Annotated in this window: 15 protein-coding genes; 13 read left to right on the forward strand and 2 right to left on the reverse strand. The window is 52.0% G+C overall.

The window, feature by feature from the left end; genetic code table 11:
* Positions 1-34 precede the first annotated feature (34 nt).
* From NSS83_RS01500 to NSS83_RS01515, 4 genes are all read left to right on the forward strand, one after another.
* A complete protein-coding gene (locus NSS83_RS01500; protein WP_341347529.1) occupies positions 35-901 on the forward strand; it encodes a PRD domain-containing protein in 867 nt (288 codons plus the stop codon).
* 21 nt (positions 902-922) lie between these two features.
* Positions 923-1,441 (forward strand): PTS glucose transporter subunit IIA, encoded by a 519-nt coding sequence (locus NSS83_RS01505; RefSeq protein ID WP_341347530.1) that lies wholly within the window; start codon positions 923-925, stop codon positions 1,439-1,441.
* Between the two features lie 42 nt (positions 1,442-1,483).
* Complete coding sequence (locus NSS83_RS01510; RefSeq protein ID WP_341186089.1) at positions 1,484-2,938, forward strand: PTS transporter subunit EIIC; 1,455 nt, start codon at positions 1,484-1,486, stop codon at positions 2,936-2,938.
* Positions 2,939-3,115: 177 nt separating this feature from the next.
* Entirely contained in the window at positions 3,116-4,396 is a 1,281-nt protein-coding gene (locus NSS83_RS01515; protein ID WP_341347531.1) for a stalk domain-containing protein, read from the forward strand.
* Between the two features lie 118 nt (positions 4,397-4,514).
* On the opposite strand, the gene NSS83_RS01520 is transcribed toward NSS83_RS01515, so the two are convergent.
* Positions 4,515-5,219, reverse strand: a complete 705-nt coding sequence (locus NSS83_RS01520) for an NAD(P)H-binding protein (RefSeq protein ID WP_341186087.1) — start codon at positions 5,217-5,219, stop codon at positions 4,515-4,517.
* A 165-nt stretch (positions 5,220-5,384) separates the two neighbouring features.
* Here NSS83_RS01520 and NSS83_RS01525 point away from each other — a divergent pair, with 165 nt between their 5' ends.
* The 5 genes from NSS83_RS01525 (at position 5,385) to NSS83_RS01545 (ending at position 9,543) form a co-directional block, all read left to right on the forward strand.
* Positions 5,385-5,948 (forward strand): TetR/AcrR family transcriptional regulator, encoded by a 564-nt coding sequence (locus NSS83_RS01525; RefSeq protein WP_341347532.1) that lies wholly within the window; start codon positions 5,385-5,387, stop codon positions 5,946-5,948.
* A gap of 61 nt (positions 5,949-6,009) precedes the next feature.
* Entirely contained in the window at positions 6,010-6,525 is a 516-nt protein-coding gene (locus NSS83_RS01530; RefSeq protein ID WP_341347533.1) for a sigma-70 family RNA polymerase sigma factor, read from the forward strand.
* Between the two features lie 23 nt (positions 6,526-6,548).
* Positions 6,549-7,676 (forward strand): hypothetical protein, encoded by a 1,128-nt coding sequence (locus NSS83_RS01535; protein ID WP_341186084.1) that lies wholly within the window; start codon positions 6,549-6,551, stop codon positions 7,674-7,676.
* Entirely contained in the window at positions 7,673-8,665 is a 993-nt protein-coding gene (locus NSS83_RS01540; RefSeq protein WP_341186083.1) for an ABC transporter ATP-binding protein, read from the forward strand. The genes NSS83_RS01535 and NSS83_RS01540 overlap by 4 nt, the downstream gene beginning before the upstream one ends.
* The gene (locus NSS83_RS01545; RefSeq protein ID WP_341347534.1) at positions 8,662-9,543 is read left to right on the forward strand and encodes an ABC transporter permease subunit; all 882 of its coding nucleotides are present in this window, start codon (positions 8,662-8,664) and stop codon (positions 9,541-9,543) included. Before NSS83_RS01540 ends, NSS83_RS01545 begins: the two co-directional genes overlap by 4 nt.
* A gap of 96 nt (positions 9,544-9,639) precedes the next feature.
* On the opposite strand, the gene NSS83_RS01550 is transcribed toward NSS83_RS01545, so the two are convergent.
* Positions 9,640-9,966: a helix-turn-helix domain-containing protein gene (locus tag NSS83_RS01550; RefSeq protein ID WP_036728810.1), complete on the reverse strand. Its 327-nt coding sequence runs from the start codon at positions 9,964-9,966 to the stop codon at positions 9,640-9,642.
* A 202-nt stretch (positions 9,967-10,168) separates the two neighbouring features.
* Here NSS83_RS01550 and NSS83_RS01555 point away from each other — a divergent pair, with 202 nt between their 5' ends.
* The 4 genes from NSS83_RS01555 to NSS83_RS01570 all read left to right on the forward strand — a co-directional run bounded on the left by NSS83_RS01555 (position 10,169) and on the right by NSS83_RS01570 (position 13,741).
* Positions 10,169-10,951: a GTP cyclohydrolase II gene (locus tag NSS83_RS01555; protein ID WP_341186081.1), complete on the forward strand. Its 783-nt coding sequence runs from the start codon at positions 10,169-10,171 to the stop codon at positions 10,949-10,951.
* A gap of 75 nt (positions 10,952-11,026) precedes the next feature.
* Positions 11,027-12,082, forward strand: a complete 1,056-nt coding sequence (locus tag NSS83_RS01560; protein WP_341186080.1) for an ABC transporter ATP-binding protein — start codon at positions 11,027-11,029, stop codon at positions 12,080-12,082.
* Positions 12,083-12,152: 70 nt separating this feature from the next.
* A complete protein-coding gene (locus tag NSS83_RS01565; protein ID WP_036730060.1) occupies positions 12,153-12,947 on the forward strand; it encodes an ABC-2 family transporter protein in 795 nt (264 codons plus the stop codon).
* 8 nt (positions 12,948-12,955) lie between these two features.
* A complete protein-coding gene (locus NSS83_RS01570) occupies positions 12,956-13,741 on the forward strand; it encodes an ABC-2 family transporter protein (protein ID WP_341186079.1) in 786 nt (261 codons plus the stop codon).
* The last annotated feature ends 192 nt before the right edge of the window (positions 13,742-13,933 follow it).

A 13,933-nucleotide genomic window follows, 5' to 3' on the forward strand; every position in this document is an offset into this window, starting at 1 on the left:
AAAAATCAGGCAATGGGCGGAAAGGAGGGGGAACTTGGCGAGGGACACTGAACAATTTCAGGTGCTGCGGGTGATTGGAAATAATGTCGTAATGGTAGAAGGCGGCAAGAAGAGCAAGGAATATGTAATCATCGGCAAGGGCATCGGGTTTGCGCTTAAGGATACAGGTGTTATTGATTCGGATGATCCCCGGATTGAGAAGCTGTTTCGGCTGGAGGACCGGGAGGAATGGAGCCAGTATCAGATTTTGCTGGAGGATATTGATCCCAAAGTCATGAGGATCACAGATGAGATTATCTCTGATATCGCCCGTGAGTTTCCCGGCAAGTTAAACGACAAGATCTATTTGGCGCTCCCCAGCCACATCCAGTTCACCATTTTCCGCTTGCGCAGCGGGATGGACATTGTGAATCCTTTCCTGGAAGAGACCCGGATGACCTTCCCCAAGGAATTTGAGATCGCTTCCAAGGCGGCGGGGAAGATCAGCGAAGGCTTTGAAGTGCAGATTCCTGAAGATGAGGTCGGTTTCCTTACTTACCACGTCTATTCTGCGGTCAGCAATGTGCCGGTGGGCCAGCTCGTGAAGGCCTCCAATATTGTAAGCGAGCTGATGGAGATGATCCGCAGTGAGCGCAAGATCCGCTTCGAGCAGGGCAGTATGAATCATGTCCGGCTGATGGTCCACTTGAGATTCTCGATTGAACGGATTCTGCAGGGTTCGCTCATCGACAATCCTTTTGTGAAGCATATTAAGAAGGAATACAAGGATGAATACAAGCTCGCCCAGAGGATGGGCAAGGTCATGCAGGGCAAGCTCAGTGTAGACGTACCCGAAGAAGAAATCTGCTTCCTGGCTATGCATCTGTACCGGCTGTTCCAGACCATAGAGAAGAATAATTAACAGCGGCAAGGAGTGAGTTTTATGTTTTCGAGATGGAAAGCTAAAAAAGAAGAGAAACCTACTGTGGCGGTAACCCGCCTGGAGATATACGCTCCGGTCAGCGGACAGTCCGTACCGTTAACGGAAGTGCCGGATGAGACCTTTGCTGGTGGGCATATGGGCCAAGGCATCGCCATAGAACCTATAGAGGGACGTTTAATGGCACCTTTTGACGGGAAAATTGCGCATGTGGTCAAAACTAATCACGCTCTAATCCTGGAGCATGCCTCCGGGCTACAGCTGCTGATGCACATTGGAATTGATACGGTCAGCTTGCGGGGCGAGGGCTTCATCAGCCATATTGCCACCGGAGATGAAGTGCAGGCAGGGCAGACGCTGATCGAATTCGATCTGGAGGCGATCCGGGCTGCGGGCTACCGTACCATTACTCCAGTGATAGTAACTAGTAACGGGGAGGAAACCCCGGAGGTGAATTGTCATTACGGCCAGGTTACGGCAGGAACGAGTAGTATTCTTACCACAGCAGCTTCACAGCTATAGAACATACACTTATTAATATGAAACCAGGGGGATGATTTCATTATGTTGGCTTTTCTACAGAAGTTAGGGAAATCTCTGATGCTTCCAGTGGCAACTTTACCGGCGGCAGCGATTCTGCAAGGGTTCGGACTCATTAATTATGAGAAGGATTTCCATCTGGGCAGTACCGTAGGCGGATTCCTCAACCAGTATGTGGCTCCTTTCCTGAATGCGGGTGCGGGTGCTATATTCGGTAATCTGGCGCTGATTTTTGCAATTGGGGTAGCGATCGGGTTCGCAGGGGATGCGGTTGCCGCGCTGTCTGCCCTCATTGCTTATCAGGTGCTGGACAGTATTCTTAAGGTGCTCCCGGCCCAAATGCCATTCATCGGCGATGATGTAAAGCTGAATATGGGCGTGCTGGGCGGGATTTTTGCCGGAGCCTGGGCCGCTTACCTCTACAAGAAATATCATAATATTAAAATGCCGGACTGGCTCGGCTTCTTCGCAGGCAAACGCTTCGTACCCATTATCACAGCTATCACTACCATGATTCTCGCAGTACTGATCGGTATGATCTGGAGCCCGATTCAGGATGTCATCAGTGACTTCGGTACCTGGGTTGTCGGTCTCGGCGGTGCAGGGGCATTTGTATTCGGGACGGCTAACCGTCTGCTGCTCCCGTTCGGCCTGCATCATGTAATCAACGCCATCGCCTGGTTCCAGCTCGGTGATTTCACGAACGCTGCAGGTGATATTGTTCACGGAGATCTGACGCGCTTCTTCGCCGGAGATAAGACTGCGGGAATGTTCATGACAGGCTTCTTCCCGATTATGATGTTCGCTATGCCGGGTGCAGCCCTGGCATTCATTCACACAGCCAAACCGGAGAAACGCAAAATGGTCGCGTCCATCTTCATCGGCTCGGCGATTGCTTCCTTCCTGACAGGGATCACGGAGCCGCTGGAATTCTCTTTCATGTTCCTCGCACCGCTGCTGTATCTGGTACACGCTTTACTGACCGGGTTTGCCGGATTCCTGATGTATGTGCTGGATGTGAAGCTCGGGTTCGGATTCTCTGCGGGGCTCATTGACTACCTGCTTAACATGAAGCTCTCCACCAATGCGTGGGTGCTGATTCCGGTCGGGCTTGGCTTCTTCGTCCTCTATTATGTGCTGTTCCGGTTCATTATCGTCAAATTCAATCTGAAAACCCCTGGACGCGAGGATGATATGGAAGAGGACCTGATTGATCTGTCCAAGAGCGGAACAACGGTGTCGTCCTCTTCCAGAGCCGCCAAGATTCTGGAGAACATCGGTGGTCCTGGGAACATCCGCAGCATCGATGCTTGTATCACCCGCTTGCGCCTTAACGTAAATGATGACAAGGCGGTTAAAGACTCCGCGCTTAAGCAGCTTGGTGCTTCCGGTGTGATGCGGCTTGGGCAGGGTGCCGTACAGATTGTGTTCGGACCGCAGTCTGAGCAGCTCAAGGATGATATCAAGAAACTGATGTAGCTTGAAGCTTGTTAACAGAGCCGAATAGCATTTTACTGGCAGGCATCCTTCGCGGGGTGTCTGTTTTTTGCACAATTTCACCAATTTTCGTTTTGAATACTTTGCTTCCGGGTAAGGAGATAAAAATCTGTTTGTTTAGCTATCTATAATTTGAGGTCTGCGAAAGGATGGGTATACGTGAGGAAAAGGCGAATGGCCGGACCTGTAATCCGGCGGATATGGACGGCTGTCATCTGGCTGGGGCTAGCCGTAGCACTGAGTGCATCAGCGGGTGAGGCGCAAGCTTCGCCAGCTGCGGGCAAAACGATTGAGGTCAATCTGGACGATAAACCGTTGTCTTTTGAGAAAGCTCCCTTGCTGGATAAGGGGACAACGCTGGTTCCATTCCGACCGCTGTTCGAGGCCATGGGACTTGAAGTAGGTTGGAACCCCGCGCAGCAGACAGTAACCGGTACGAAGGAAGGTCTATCCATCGTCATGAAGATAGGCAGCAAGACGGCCACCGTTAACGGCACCAGTGTTCAACTATTGCAAGCGCCAACAATTATCGATAATTATACAATGGTCCCGCTCCGCTTCGTCGGAGAATCCACTCAGGCACTGGTGGCATGGAACCCGTATAAGCCGCAGATTCTCGTCTACACCGACCCGTACTTAGCGGCGAACGGCCTGACCCAAGCAACGGCGAAGGCTGCGGTTGACAAGCAAATTGCTGAATTCAAAAAAATATATGACGAGCAGATCGCCAGCCAGCCGCCGCAGCCCAAGCCGCCAGCTCCAGGGACTGTGCCGAATGCTCCTGCCGGAGACGGTTCCTACAAGCTAGCGGCTTCGGACCAGGTGAATCTGAGCAATCTGCAGGGAATGTATTACGGCTTCAGCCCGGACAACGACGGGTATGAATGCGGCGGAATGTGCTGGAATATCATCACCTTCCTGCCCGGTAATAAAGTGGTTGTGGATGCTCCAAAGCAAGGCGGACCGGAGACGATCAACTGCTCGCGTGACGGCTGCCAGACTTACACCATACAGAGTGGTAAGCTGAAGCTAAGTAACGGAGATACTTATGATATTGCGGTCAAATCCGGCAAGCTGCATATTGACGACGTTGAGCTCAGCCGGGTCAAGACGGTCAAGAACGGGCTAACCCTAAGCGGCACTTATGTTCACCGCGGCTTCCAGGGGCTGGCTGGGATCTCAGCCGGATCGACCTCCTGGACACGGACGCTGGTGCTGAACAGCAACGGTACCTTCACCAGCGATAACCTGATGCTGGGTACCGTTCAGGGCGGAGCGCCTACAACAGGCGGGGCTGGCGGTTCAGATGCCGGTTCCTACAAGATAAGCGGCAATACCATCGTATTCGCTTTTGGCAACGGCAAGGTATCCAGCTCCCTATTCTTCCAGCATGATGACGGCAGTATTCAGGTTGGCGATGAGAATTACGACAAGGAATAGCTAGAGGCAGCAACATAGAACGGTCCACGGGAATATCCGGAGGACCGTTTTTTTTTTGTGAATATAAGCGTTTTTGTAAATATAAGCTTTTATAGTTGCTCATTCGTACACATGCTCCTTATCGGCCGACGTTGATCACTTTGCGGGTCCAGGACGGCTCGCTGCCAGCCGCACGCAGCAGGCAATCGGCACAGGCAGCATAAGGCAATGCCTGGAGTGGATGTATGCGGGCCGATGGGCCAGCCGTATAATTAGAAGAACTCTGTGCGTATTTAAGCACGGATGCCCGTACGATCACCCAGTCCAATCTGCTGCGCATTACGGCTTGTTCAGCAGCAGCCTTATCCTCAATCGCTTTGCGGAAAATGCGGCGCATCAAGCGGACAGCCCAGCGGTTGACGAGTGACAACTCCTTTCCATCACTCAGATTAATTCCGCTTTGCATCACCAGCCGCTGAACTTCATGATGCTGACAGGCTGCAAGGATATTAGGAACTCCTTCTGACATGACGGTACCCGGCGAGAAGTTGGCCGCCATAACATTTTTACCTGCTTTAAGATTTATAAGGCCCTTATTGCCGGCAGCATCCGGAGAGATGTTGCTTGGAGGACCAATACAACTGATGACGGCTTCGCTTCCGGCAAGGGCGTGGATCATGCTGGATTTGTCGAATACATCCCCTTGCCGGATAGTAAGCCCCGTTGCAGGGGAGAGTGCCTCCGGTCTGCGTACCACAGCTATAACCTCGTGTCCCGCTGCAAGGGCCTGCTCCATTACTTTTCTTCCCGTTCCTCCAGTGGCTCCGATAATTGCAATTTTCATTATAATATTCTCCTTTTAATGCACAGTAGTGTATTAGTGAGCATGTATGTATAATATTAAGCGGAATAAGAAAAGATACAATTCTTAAAAAGCTTGATTCTGTGCATTAATTCACGACTTCAATGGAATTGTGCAGTAATCTGCAGGAAAGCTGGTGAGGACAGAGTGGTAAAGATCGACCGGAGAATACGCAAGTCCCAGGAAGCCTTAAAAAAGGCTGTTATTGAGCTGATGCTGGAGAAGGATTTTGATCAAATTACAATACAGGACATTGCCGATAGAGCGGATGTCAGCCGCAGAACCCTTTATCTTCACTACACAGACAAATTTGATCTTCTGGACAAGCTTATAGAAGAGCATATCGGCAACATACGCGAAATCTGCGAAAGTTCAGATGATGCCGCCGGATATACCGAGATGGGCTTAGTGTGGTTTGAATATTTTGAGCAGCATTCGATGTTCTTCTCTGCGCTGCTGGGGAGTAAAGGCAGCGTGTTTTTCCGCGGACGGTTTCTTGAATTCTTCCTCGGGGAGCTGGAGAAGGATAAGAGCCTGTCCGGAGGGAGCGGCAAGGATTCAGCGGTCATCAAAAATGTAGACATCCAGTTTCTAGGATCGGCAATCGTTGGGGTAGTGGAATGGTGGTTCAAGAATGCAAAGCCGCTCCCTCCAGACGTAATGGCGCAGCGGATCGGGAACTTGCTGGAGAGAAATCTTGAGGCAAGGTGATACAAATCTGCCCCAGCCTTCGTCTTACTTATAGCTGCAGCGGATAAGGAGGATTTACCTAATGAATATTCCGGAATCAGACCCATACAAATTAATTTTTTATGAGCATTACCCGAGCGTGCGGCGCAAGCTGGCGGCACTTGTGAGGGACGAGAGTGCTGCCGATGATCTGGCGCAGGAGGTTTTTATCAGACTCTACCGGAATCCGCCGGATGATCCGGCGGCTCTGGGGGCGTGGCTGCATAGAGTGCTTACGCGGATTGGATATGATTATCTGAACCAGCGGGTGAGAGAGCGGCGTCTGATCAACAAGCAGGAGCTGTTATATGATGCGGGGGCTTCGGCTCCTACAGGGGAAGAAGTGGTCCTCAGCAAGCTGGATCAGGAAGATGTGCGGAGCTGGCTGGAGGATCTTCCTCAGCGGGACCGGCAAGCCCTGCTGCTTAAGTACTCGGGCTACAGCTATGCAGAGATCGCCCTTGAGCTGGGAGTGAGGCCACCGGTGGTCGGCACCCTGTTAAGCCGGGCGACAGCCAAACTGAAACACCATGCGGTGAAATCCATTCCGCAAGAATAATGAGAACCGGGAGGAAAGAAACCATGAATAGAGCAAACGGGCAGGGACAGCCCCAGAGCACAGATGAAGCCTGGGCTAAATTACAGAAGAAGCTGGGAGATGAGCCGGTCAATCCAGTGTGGGCTACATGGGGCAAGCAAGATACCCTTCTAGAGGAACAAGCTGCCAAGACTGATAGATCAGATAGAACAGAATTGGCAGCAGAGGAAGTGCTTCCGGCAGCAACGGCGGATAACCTTGCAGCAGCGGAGCCAGTGCAGAATACAGAGCGGAAATCACGCCGGCCTATGACCCGCAGCCGCAAGTGGGCAGCAGCGGCAGCAGGCGTAGCGATTTTTGCAGCAATTCTGGCTACTCCGGTAGGGAATACAGCCATGGCAGCCCTGCTGAACCAGTTCAAGATGCAGGAGGCTACAGTTGTTGAAGAAGGCGATCTGCGGGATATGTTCTATCAGATAACAGAGAATGGAAATGACCGCAATATCGAGAAATCCCTTGAGGCCTTCGGTGATGTATCGGTCACTAATGGTGAGGTGAAGGAGAATGTTGCGCTCAAGGATATCCAAGGCTTGCTGGGCTACGAGCCGCTGAAGGGGTCCGCTATGAATTCAGTTAAGTTTGTCCGGGTAAGCGGCTCCCATGATATCACACTGAACTTGAAGGTGGAGGAAGTGAACAAGGCACTGAAACGCCTGGGCTCGGACAATCTGCTGCCTGCATCTGTAGACGGCAAGCCGATTACGCTTCATATCCCCGAGCAGGTGAATTACGATCTGGGCAGCGATCAGCACTGGGGATCCTTATCGCAGATGAACACACCTGTCGTTACTGTAGATCCTTCTGTGGATTTGGACGAAGCGATTGATGCCGTTGTGAACTTCCCGCTGATTCCCGACAATCTGCGAAGCAGTCTGCAGAAGAGCCGGATCTTGGCCGGAGATCTGCCAATGCCGCTGGTTAAGGGCAGTCATGATGAACAGATTACGGTGGCCGGTACGCCGGTGATTCTTACTGAAATGAATTTCAGCAGCGGCAACAGCTATACGGCTGTCTGGGTGCAGAATGGGCAGTTTCTACAGTTTTATGGCGGAGATATCTATCCTGACCGCGAGCAGTTCATTCAAAAGGTACAGGAGTTGATCACACAATGAGCAGTATCCCTGCGATAGATGCGAACGCCTTAACTAAAGCTTATCCTAACGGGCGGGGTTGCCGGGATGTTACTCTGACTGTGGGGAAAGGGGAAGCCTTCGGCTTCCTCGGCCCCAATGGTGCCGGCAAGAGTACTTTTGTCAAAATGCTGGTTGGACTCATCTCACCAACGGACGGGCAGGCTTCCATCCTAGGCCATCCGCTGGGTTCTATAGAAGCCAAAATGAAGATTGGCTACCTGCCGGAGCTGTACCGCTACCAGGATTGGCTGACCGGTGAAGAGGTGGTCAGGCTTCATGCCAAGCTGTGCCGGATTCCGAAGTCCGTTATGGATCAGAGAATTCCCCAGCTCTTGCAGGAGGTAGGCATAGGGTTGCGCGGAAAGGACCGGGTTAAGCATTATTCCAAGGGAATGCAGCAGCGGCTGGGTCTTGCGTGTGCGCTGGTGAATGACCCGGAGATTCTGTTCCTGGATGAACCCTCCTCAGCCCTTGATCCCATCGGGAGAATGGAAGTGCGGAAAATTCTGCAGAAGCTGAAGGAGCGGGGGATTACTATTTTTCTCAACTCTCATTTACTTGAGGATGTTGAAGTGCTGTGCGACCGGATGGCTCTGCTGAGTAACGGAGCGGTCCTGCGGCACGGCAAAGTAGCGGAGATGCTGAATAAACGGACAAGCTGGCATTTTAAAGTGGGCGGATACACGCCTTTTTTGCTGTCCTGGCTTAATGAGCATACGGGTCTATCCATCCGGCAATCCATGCCTGCAGCGGGTAAATCGGGCAATGCTCCGGCACGGGAGGAGTCAGATTCAAGCGTCGTATGGCTGGAGACGGAGCTGGATCATGAGGAACAGGCAGGCTGGCTGAACGGGCTGATGGTGGAGCAGGGAATGACGCTGTACCAGGTCAACCGCCAGTCTGAACGGCTGGAGGACTGGTTCATGGATGCGGTAGCCGGGCTCAGTCATAGGGGGGAGAAGGAATGAGAACCATACTGGCAATGACCTGGAAAGAAATGCTGCGCAAAAAAGTGATGCTGCTAACCCTGCTGCTAACTCTGGTGTTCCTGATTGCCTTCTGGTTTGTGGCTGATACCGTGGGAACGAACGATCAGGGGGCCGGAACGTTGGGAAATGGCAGCGGGTTGTTCATGCAGTACATGAACGGCGCTTTTATTCTGAGTCTGGGCTTCTTCTTCGGCGCGTTCGTTATTGCCTTTCTGGCCATCTTCAGCTCCTTCTCGGTGATTGCCGGTGAAGCAGAGCAGGGGGTCATGCAGGCTCTCTTGCCCCGGCCGCTGCCGCGCTGGAAATGGTATCTTGGCCGCTGGCTGGGCTTCGTCACGCTGGGAACGATCTATGCCCTCATTCTGTTCACTGCAATTCTGCTGATTACAAGCGCCCACGCGAATGTTCCCAGAGATGTAGTCGTGCTTGCGAAGTCATTCCTGCTGTTCGCCTCTGTAGTTCCCTTATTAATCTCTGTATCTATGCTGGGTTCAGGACTGTTCTCCGCGCTCGGCAACGGTGTGTTCATGACGATGCTCTACGGGGCGGGATTTCTCGGAGGGATGGTAGATAAGCTTAGCGGGTCGCTGAGACTGGAGGAGGACGGACTAAAGGTGCTGAATAATCTGACCGGAATGATCTCGATGATTATGCCCGCAGATACCTTACAGCGCCGAATGACTGTTGAACTGTTCAGCTTACAGGATATGAATGGTATGGTGTCGATGAATAACGGGGCGCTTAGTCTGATGAATTTCAATTCATTTCCGTCTAATACGTTTGTCGTATACGCTTCAATCTACACGGTGGTTATCTTTGGGCTGGGGCTTCTGCGCTTTCAGCGTAAGGATCTGTAGGGATCAACCATGCTTATTATAAAAACAAACAAAGCAGCGCCCCGAAGGTTCCTGTTCAGGAGCTTCAAGGGCGCTGCTTCGCGTGCCGTGCGGGAATCATTTGGTCACGCCGATCTCGATCCAATCCGTAGACCAGTTACCGATCTCTCCAAGAATGGGGGCGAGTGCCGTACCTTTATCGGTTAACGAATATTCAATTCGTACGGGCATCTCAGGATATACAGTGCGCTGTATAATCCCTTCCGTTTCCATTTCCTTCAACCGGTCTGACAAGACCTTGCCGCTCAGGTTGGACAAGCAATGCTCAATTTCTCCGAACCGCCGCGGACCATCCATCAGAACGAATACGATCAGGGCGACCCACCGCTTACTAAGCACATCTACCGCTTTCTCAAACCGCGGGCACATCTCAAAATCATTCATAAGGATCACCTCAGCATTCATTATATCATAAACTTACAATAAGTAATTATAAATATTTAAATATATATTATAACTTGACGAAGTTACATTACAATGATAAACTAACTTACAAATAGTTACTACAGAAAAACTTAAATATCAAAATTAAAACTAAGTGTATGCTTTCTAAGCAACACTATCAAACTTTTAGGACGGTGCTCTTATGATTAACCCAGATATCCTATCTATACTACAGAACAAAATCAGCCGGATTCCTATGGAAAACTCCACGAATATATTGGTCGGACCTATTACTCTGCCTGTTAATCTGGATGGGGAGACAATCACCTTCAAATGGTACAGCTGGCTGAACGTGACGGACGAAGAGCTTCAGCGCGCTGAAGGCAAGGAGGCTACCGAGCTGCTCATTAGCCGGTTATCTTCGATGAAGCTTGCGGATGGACAGCAGTCCAGCGTCCTGGTCTACGGAGATTTCGAGCATTCCGAGGAAGCGCTGATCCGGATGCACAGCATTTGCCATACCGGGGACATCTTCGGCAGCAAGCGCTGCGATTGCGGCTTCCAGCTGCATCAGTCGATGAAGATGATTGCCCAGCATGGCGCCGGGGCACTCTTTTATCTGGCGAATCATGAAGGAAGAGGGATTGGCCTGTTCAGCAAAGCAATGGCATATCTGCTCCAGGAAGAAGGGTATGATACTGTAGAGGCCAATCTGGAGCTTGGGTTCGCCGATGATTCCAGAGATTACACAGATGCGATCAGCGTGCTTCAACACCTGCGCAGCCATCCGGTGACTCTGATCACCAACAATCCGAAGAAGCTGGAAGCACTCCGGGCTGCCGGAATGAACACAGTGAAGCGGGTGCCGCTATGGGGCGATGTATCGGCCTTCAATGAGAAGTATCTGCGGACCAAGGTTGCCCGTTCCGGACATCTGGAGGCTGTGCCGGGTGCAGAGTTTTTTGAGGGAAGATTGGCTAAATAAGCAGGCTGGACGGATATGCATCCGTTCCATTATAATGGGGTACTGAACCCAATACTTAGCTTAGTGAGGTAACCTATGAATGCTATACAAGTGCAGGACTTGCGCAAGACCTTCAAAGTCCAAAAAAACCGCGAGGGCCTCAAAGGGGCCTTCGCTGATTTGTTTAAGCGGCAATATTCCGAAGTAACGGCAGTGAAGGACATCTCGTTCAGCATTCCCGAAGGTGAAATCTGCGGATATATCGGAGAGAACGGGGCAGGGAAATCTACTACGATCAAGATGCTTACCGGAATTCTTGTCCCTACCGCCGGCAGTCTGACTGTCGGCGGCTTCGTGCCGTATGAGGAGCGCGAGAAGTTCGTGCAGAATATCGGGGTTGTCTTCGGCCAGCGCAGCCAGCTCTGGTGGGATATCGGCGTGATTGAATCGTTCCAGCTGCTGCGTAAGGTGTACCGTGTGCCGGAGCAGGCGTTCAAAAAACGGCTGGATGAGCTGGTCGAACGCCTGGAGCTTCAGGATCTGCTGAACCGTCCGGTCCGTAAGCTGAGTCTGGGCCAGCGGATGCGCTGCGAGCTGGTCGCGGCGCTGCTGCACAATCCGTCCATTCTGTTCCTGGATGAGCCGACGATCGGACTCGATATTGTCGTGAAGTCGGAGATCCGCGAATTCCTGAAGGATATGAACCGGGAGCATGGCACAACCATCCTGCTGACGACGCATGATCTGCAGGATATCGAAGCGCTCTGTTCGCGGGTCATCATGCTGGATGACGGGCGGATTATCTATGACGGAGGTCTGGATGACCTGAAGCAGCGCTGGGGAACCGGGCGTGAGGTGCAGTTCCAGTTCGGAACGGCCACGAAGCTGCAGCAGCTGATCGACTGGACGGAAGGCATGCCGGTGACCTGGACCGCCGAGAATGAGCTGGCAGCCAAGGTCTGGATTCCGCTGGAGCTGAATGTATCGGATGTGCTGGGCCGGGTCGTAGGGCAGGCAGATATTACAGACATCAAAATCATAGAAACGAATACGGATGACATCGTCCGCAGTATTTACCAGTCAGGCTCGGCAGAGAAGCCTGAGGAGCGGATCGCCGCACTCAGCGACGAGAAAGAGGCTATTCATGTCTGAGAAGCTGGCAACGGCAGTTCCCTCCTCTGGCGGTTCTCCGGGCGGTTCCGGGGAAAACGGGCGGAGGCTGCTGCTTGGCGCTTATTTTGATTTTATCCGTATCCGGTTCCTGACGATGCTTGCTTACCGGGTGAATTACTATTCGGGGATTCTGATCTACACGCTTAATATCGGGGTGAACTATTTCACCTGGAGAGCGATCTATGGCGATGGTGAATCGCTTGGCGGCTTTACCGGGGCGCAGATGACCACGTATGTGGCGGTGTCCTGGATGGCGCGGGCCTTCTACTTCAATAATCTGGACCGGGAGATCTCTACGGATATCCGTGACGGAAGCATCGCGATCCAGTTCATCCGGCCTTATAATTATGTGCTGGTCAAAATGATGCAGGGCCTCGGCGAAGGCCTGTTCCGCTTCATGATGCTGATGATCCCGGGCATGGTGATTGCCATTCTCCTGTTTCCGGTGCAGCTCCCTACGGAGCCTTCGGCTTGGGCCGGATTCCTGGTCATGCTGTTCTTCAGCTTCCTGATCAGCTCGCAGATTAATATTATCACAGGCCTGTCCGCCTTCTTCGTGGAGAACAATGAGGGGATGATGCGCATGAAGCGTGTGGTCGTCGATCTGTTCTCAGGCCTGATTGTGCCAATTACCTTGTTCCCGGACTGGTTGTCTTCCGTGCTTAAAGTTCTTCCCTTCCAAGCGATTACCTATCTGCCGGGTTCTGTATTTACAGGCCGGGTGCAGGGGGTAGGCATCTGGAATGTGCTGGGTATCCAGGTCATCTGGTTCCTCATTCTGCTCATTCCGATTGTCTGGCTAAATCACGCAGCGCGTCAGCGGCTGTTCGTGCAGGGGGGTTAAGCTGAGCTATGTACTACCTGGGCTTATTGATTGAATATCTGAAGAATTATATGAAAACACGTTTAACCTACCGCGCGGATTTCTGGGTGGAGGTCATCTCCGACCTGTTGTTCCAGGCGACGAACTTTATCTTCATCCTGGTCATATTCATGCATACCGACAGCCTGGGCGGCTGGAATCAGAACGAAGTGGTGTTCGTCTACGGCTTCTTCATGGTGCCGTTCGGCGTATTCAGCTGCTTCGTCAATATGTGGGGCTTCAGTGAACGGTATATTGTCAAAGGCGAAATGGACCGCATCCTGACCCGTCCGGCGCATAACCTGTTCCAGATCTTCCTGGAAAATGTGGACCCGCCGTCCCTGTTCGGCTCTATCATCGGGCTGATCGTTATGGCGATCAGCGGCAGCAATCTGGGCCTGCCGTTTGAATGGTGGACCTTGCCGATGCTGATACTTCTGACCCTCAGCGCAGTAGCCATTTATACGGGGATCTATACGACACTGACTTCGTTGTCGTTCTATTCGGATGCCCCTACGGGCATTCTGCCGCTGATGTATAACATCCAGACGTACGGACGTTATCCGGTAACGATCTACAACCGGGCGATTCAGGTGCTGCTTACCTGGATTATCCCGTTCGCTTTTGTCGGGATCTATCCGGCTGCCTTGTTCCTGCACCGCGATGAGATGCGGACGATGGCCCTGCTGACCCCGCTGGTTGGCGTGGTCTTCCTCAGCATCGGCCTGATGGCCTGGAGCTTCGGCGTCAGGCGGTATAAGGGCGCAGGTTCTTAACGGACTGGAATCTAATAGAATTACGGGGAGGGTTGTCCCGCAGCTTCGGAAGAGGCTGCCGGGGCAGCCCTCTTTGTCAATAAAATACAGCAAACGCTATCCGTAGGATGTGCGCTTTCAAGTGAAATGTACTATCCATATGCTAGGAAAATACTACTTATCTAAAAGTTGAAAGCGCATAATAAGGTAAGA

This window comes from Paenibacillus sp. FSL H3-0469, assembly GCF_038051945.1.
GTDB lineage: Bacteria > Bacillota > Bacilli > Paenibacillales > Paenibacillaceae > Paenibacillus_AQ.

Coding starts and splice junctions, on each gene's coding strand:
- NSS83_RS01505 (WP_341347530.1), top strand. CDS start 923: ATGTTTTCGAGATGGAAAGCTAAAAAAGAAGAGAAACCTACTGTGGCG.
- NSS83_RS01510 (WP_341186089.1), top strand. CDS start 1,484: ATGTTGGCTTTTCTACAGAAGTTAGGGAAATCTCTGATGCTTCCAGTG.
- NSS83_RS01520 (WP_341186087.1), bottom strand. CDS start 5,219: ATGAAAATTGCAATTATCGGAGCCACTGGAGGAACGGGAAGAAAAGTA.
- NSS83_RS01530 (WP_341347533.1), top strand. CDS start 6,010: ATGAATATTCCGGAATCAGACCCATACAAATTAATTTTTTATGAGCAT.
- NSS83_RS01535 (WP_341186084.1), top strand. CDS start 6,549: ATGAATAGAGCAAACGGGCAGGGACAGCCCCAGAGCACAGATGAAGCC.
- NSS83_RS01540 (WP_341186083.1), top strand. CDS start 7,673: ATGAGCAGTATCCCTGCGATAGATGCGAACGCCTTAACTAAAGCTTAT.
- NSS83_RS01545 (WP_341347534.1), top strand. CDS start 8,662: ATGAGAACCATACTGGCAATGACCTGGAAAGAAATGCTGCGCAAAAAA.
- NSS83_RS01550 (WP_036728810.1), bottom strand. CDS start 9,966: ATGAATGATTTTGAGATGTGCCCGCGGTTTGAGAAAGCGGTAGATGTG.
- NSS83_RS01555 (WP_341186081.1), top strand. CDS start 10,169: ATGATTAACCCAGATATCCTATCTATACTACAGAACAAAATCAGCCGG.
- NSS83_RS01560 (WP_341186080.1), top strand. CDS start 11,027: ATGAATGCTATACAAGTGCAGGACTTGCGCAAGACCTTCAAAGTCCAA.
- NSS83_RS01570 (WP_341186079.1), top strand. CDS start 12,956: ATGTACTACCTGGGCTTATTGATTGAATATCTGAAGAATTATATGAAA.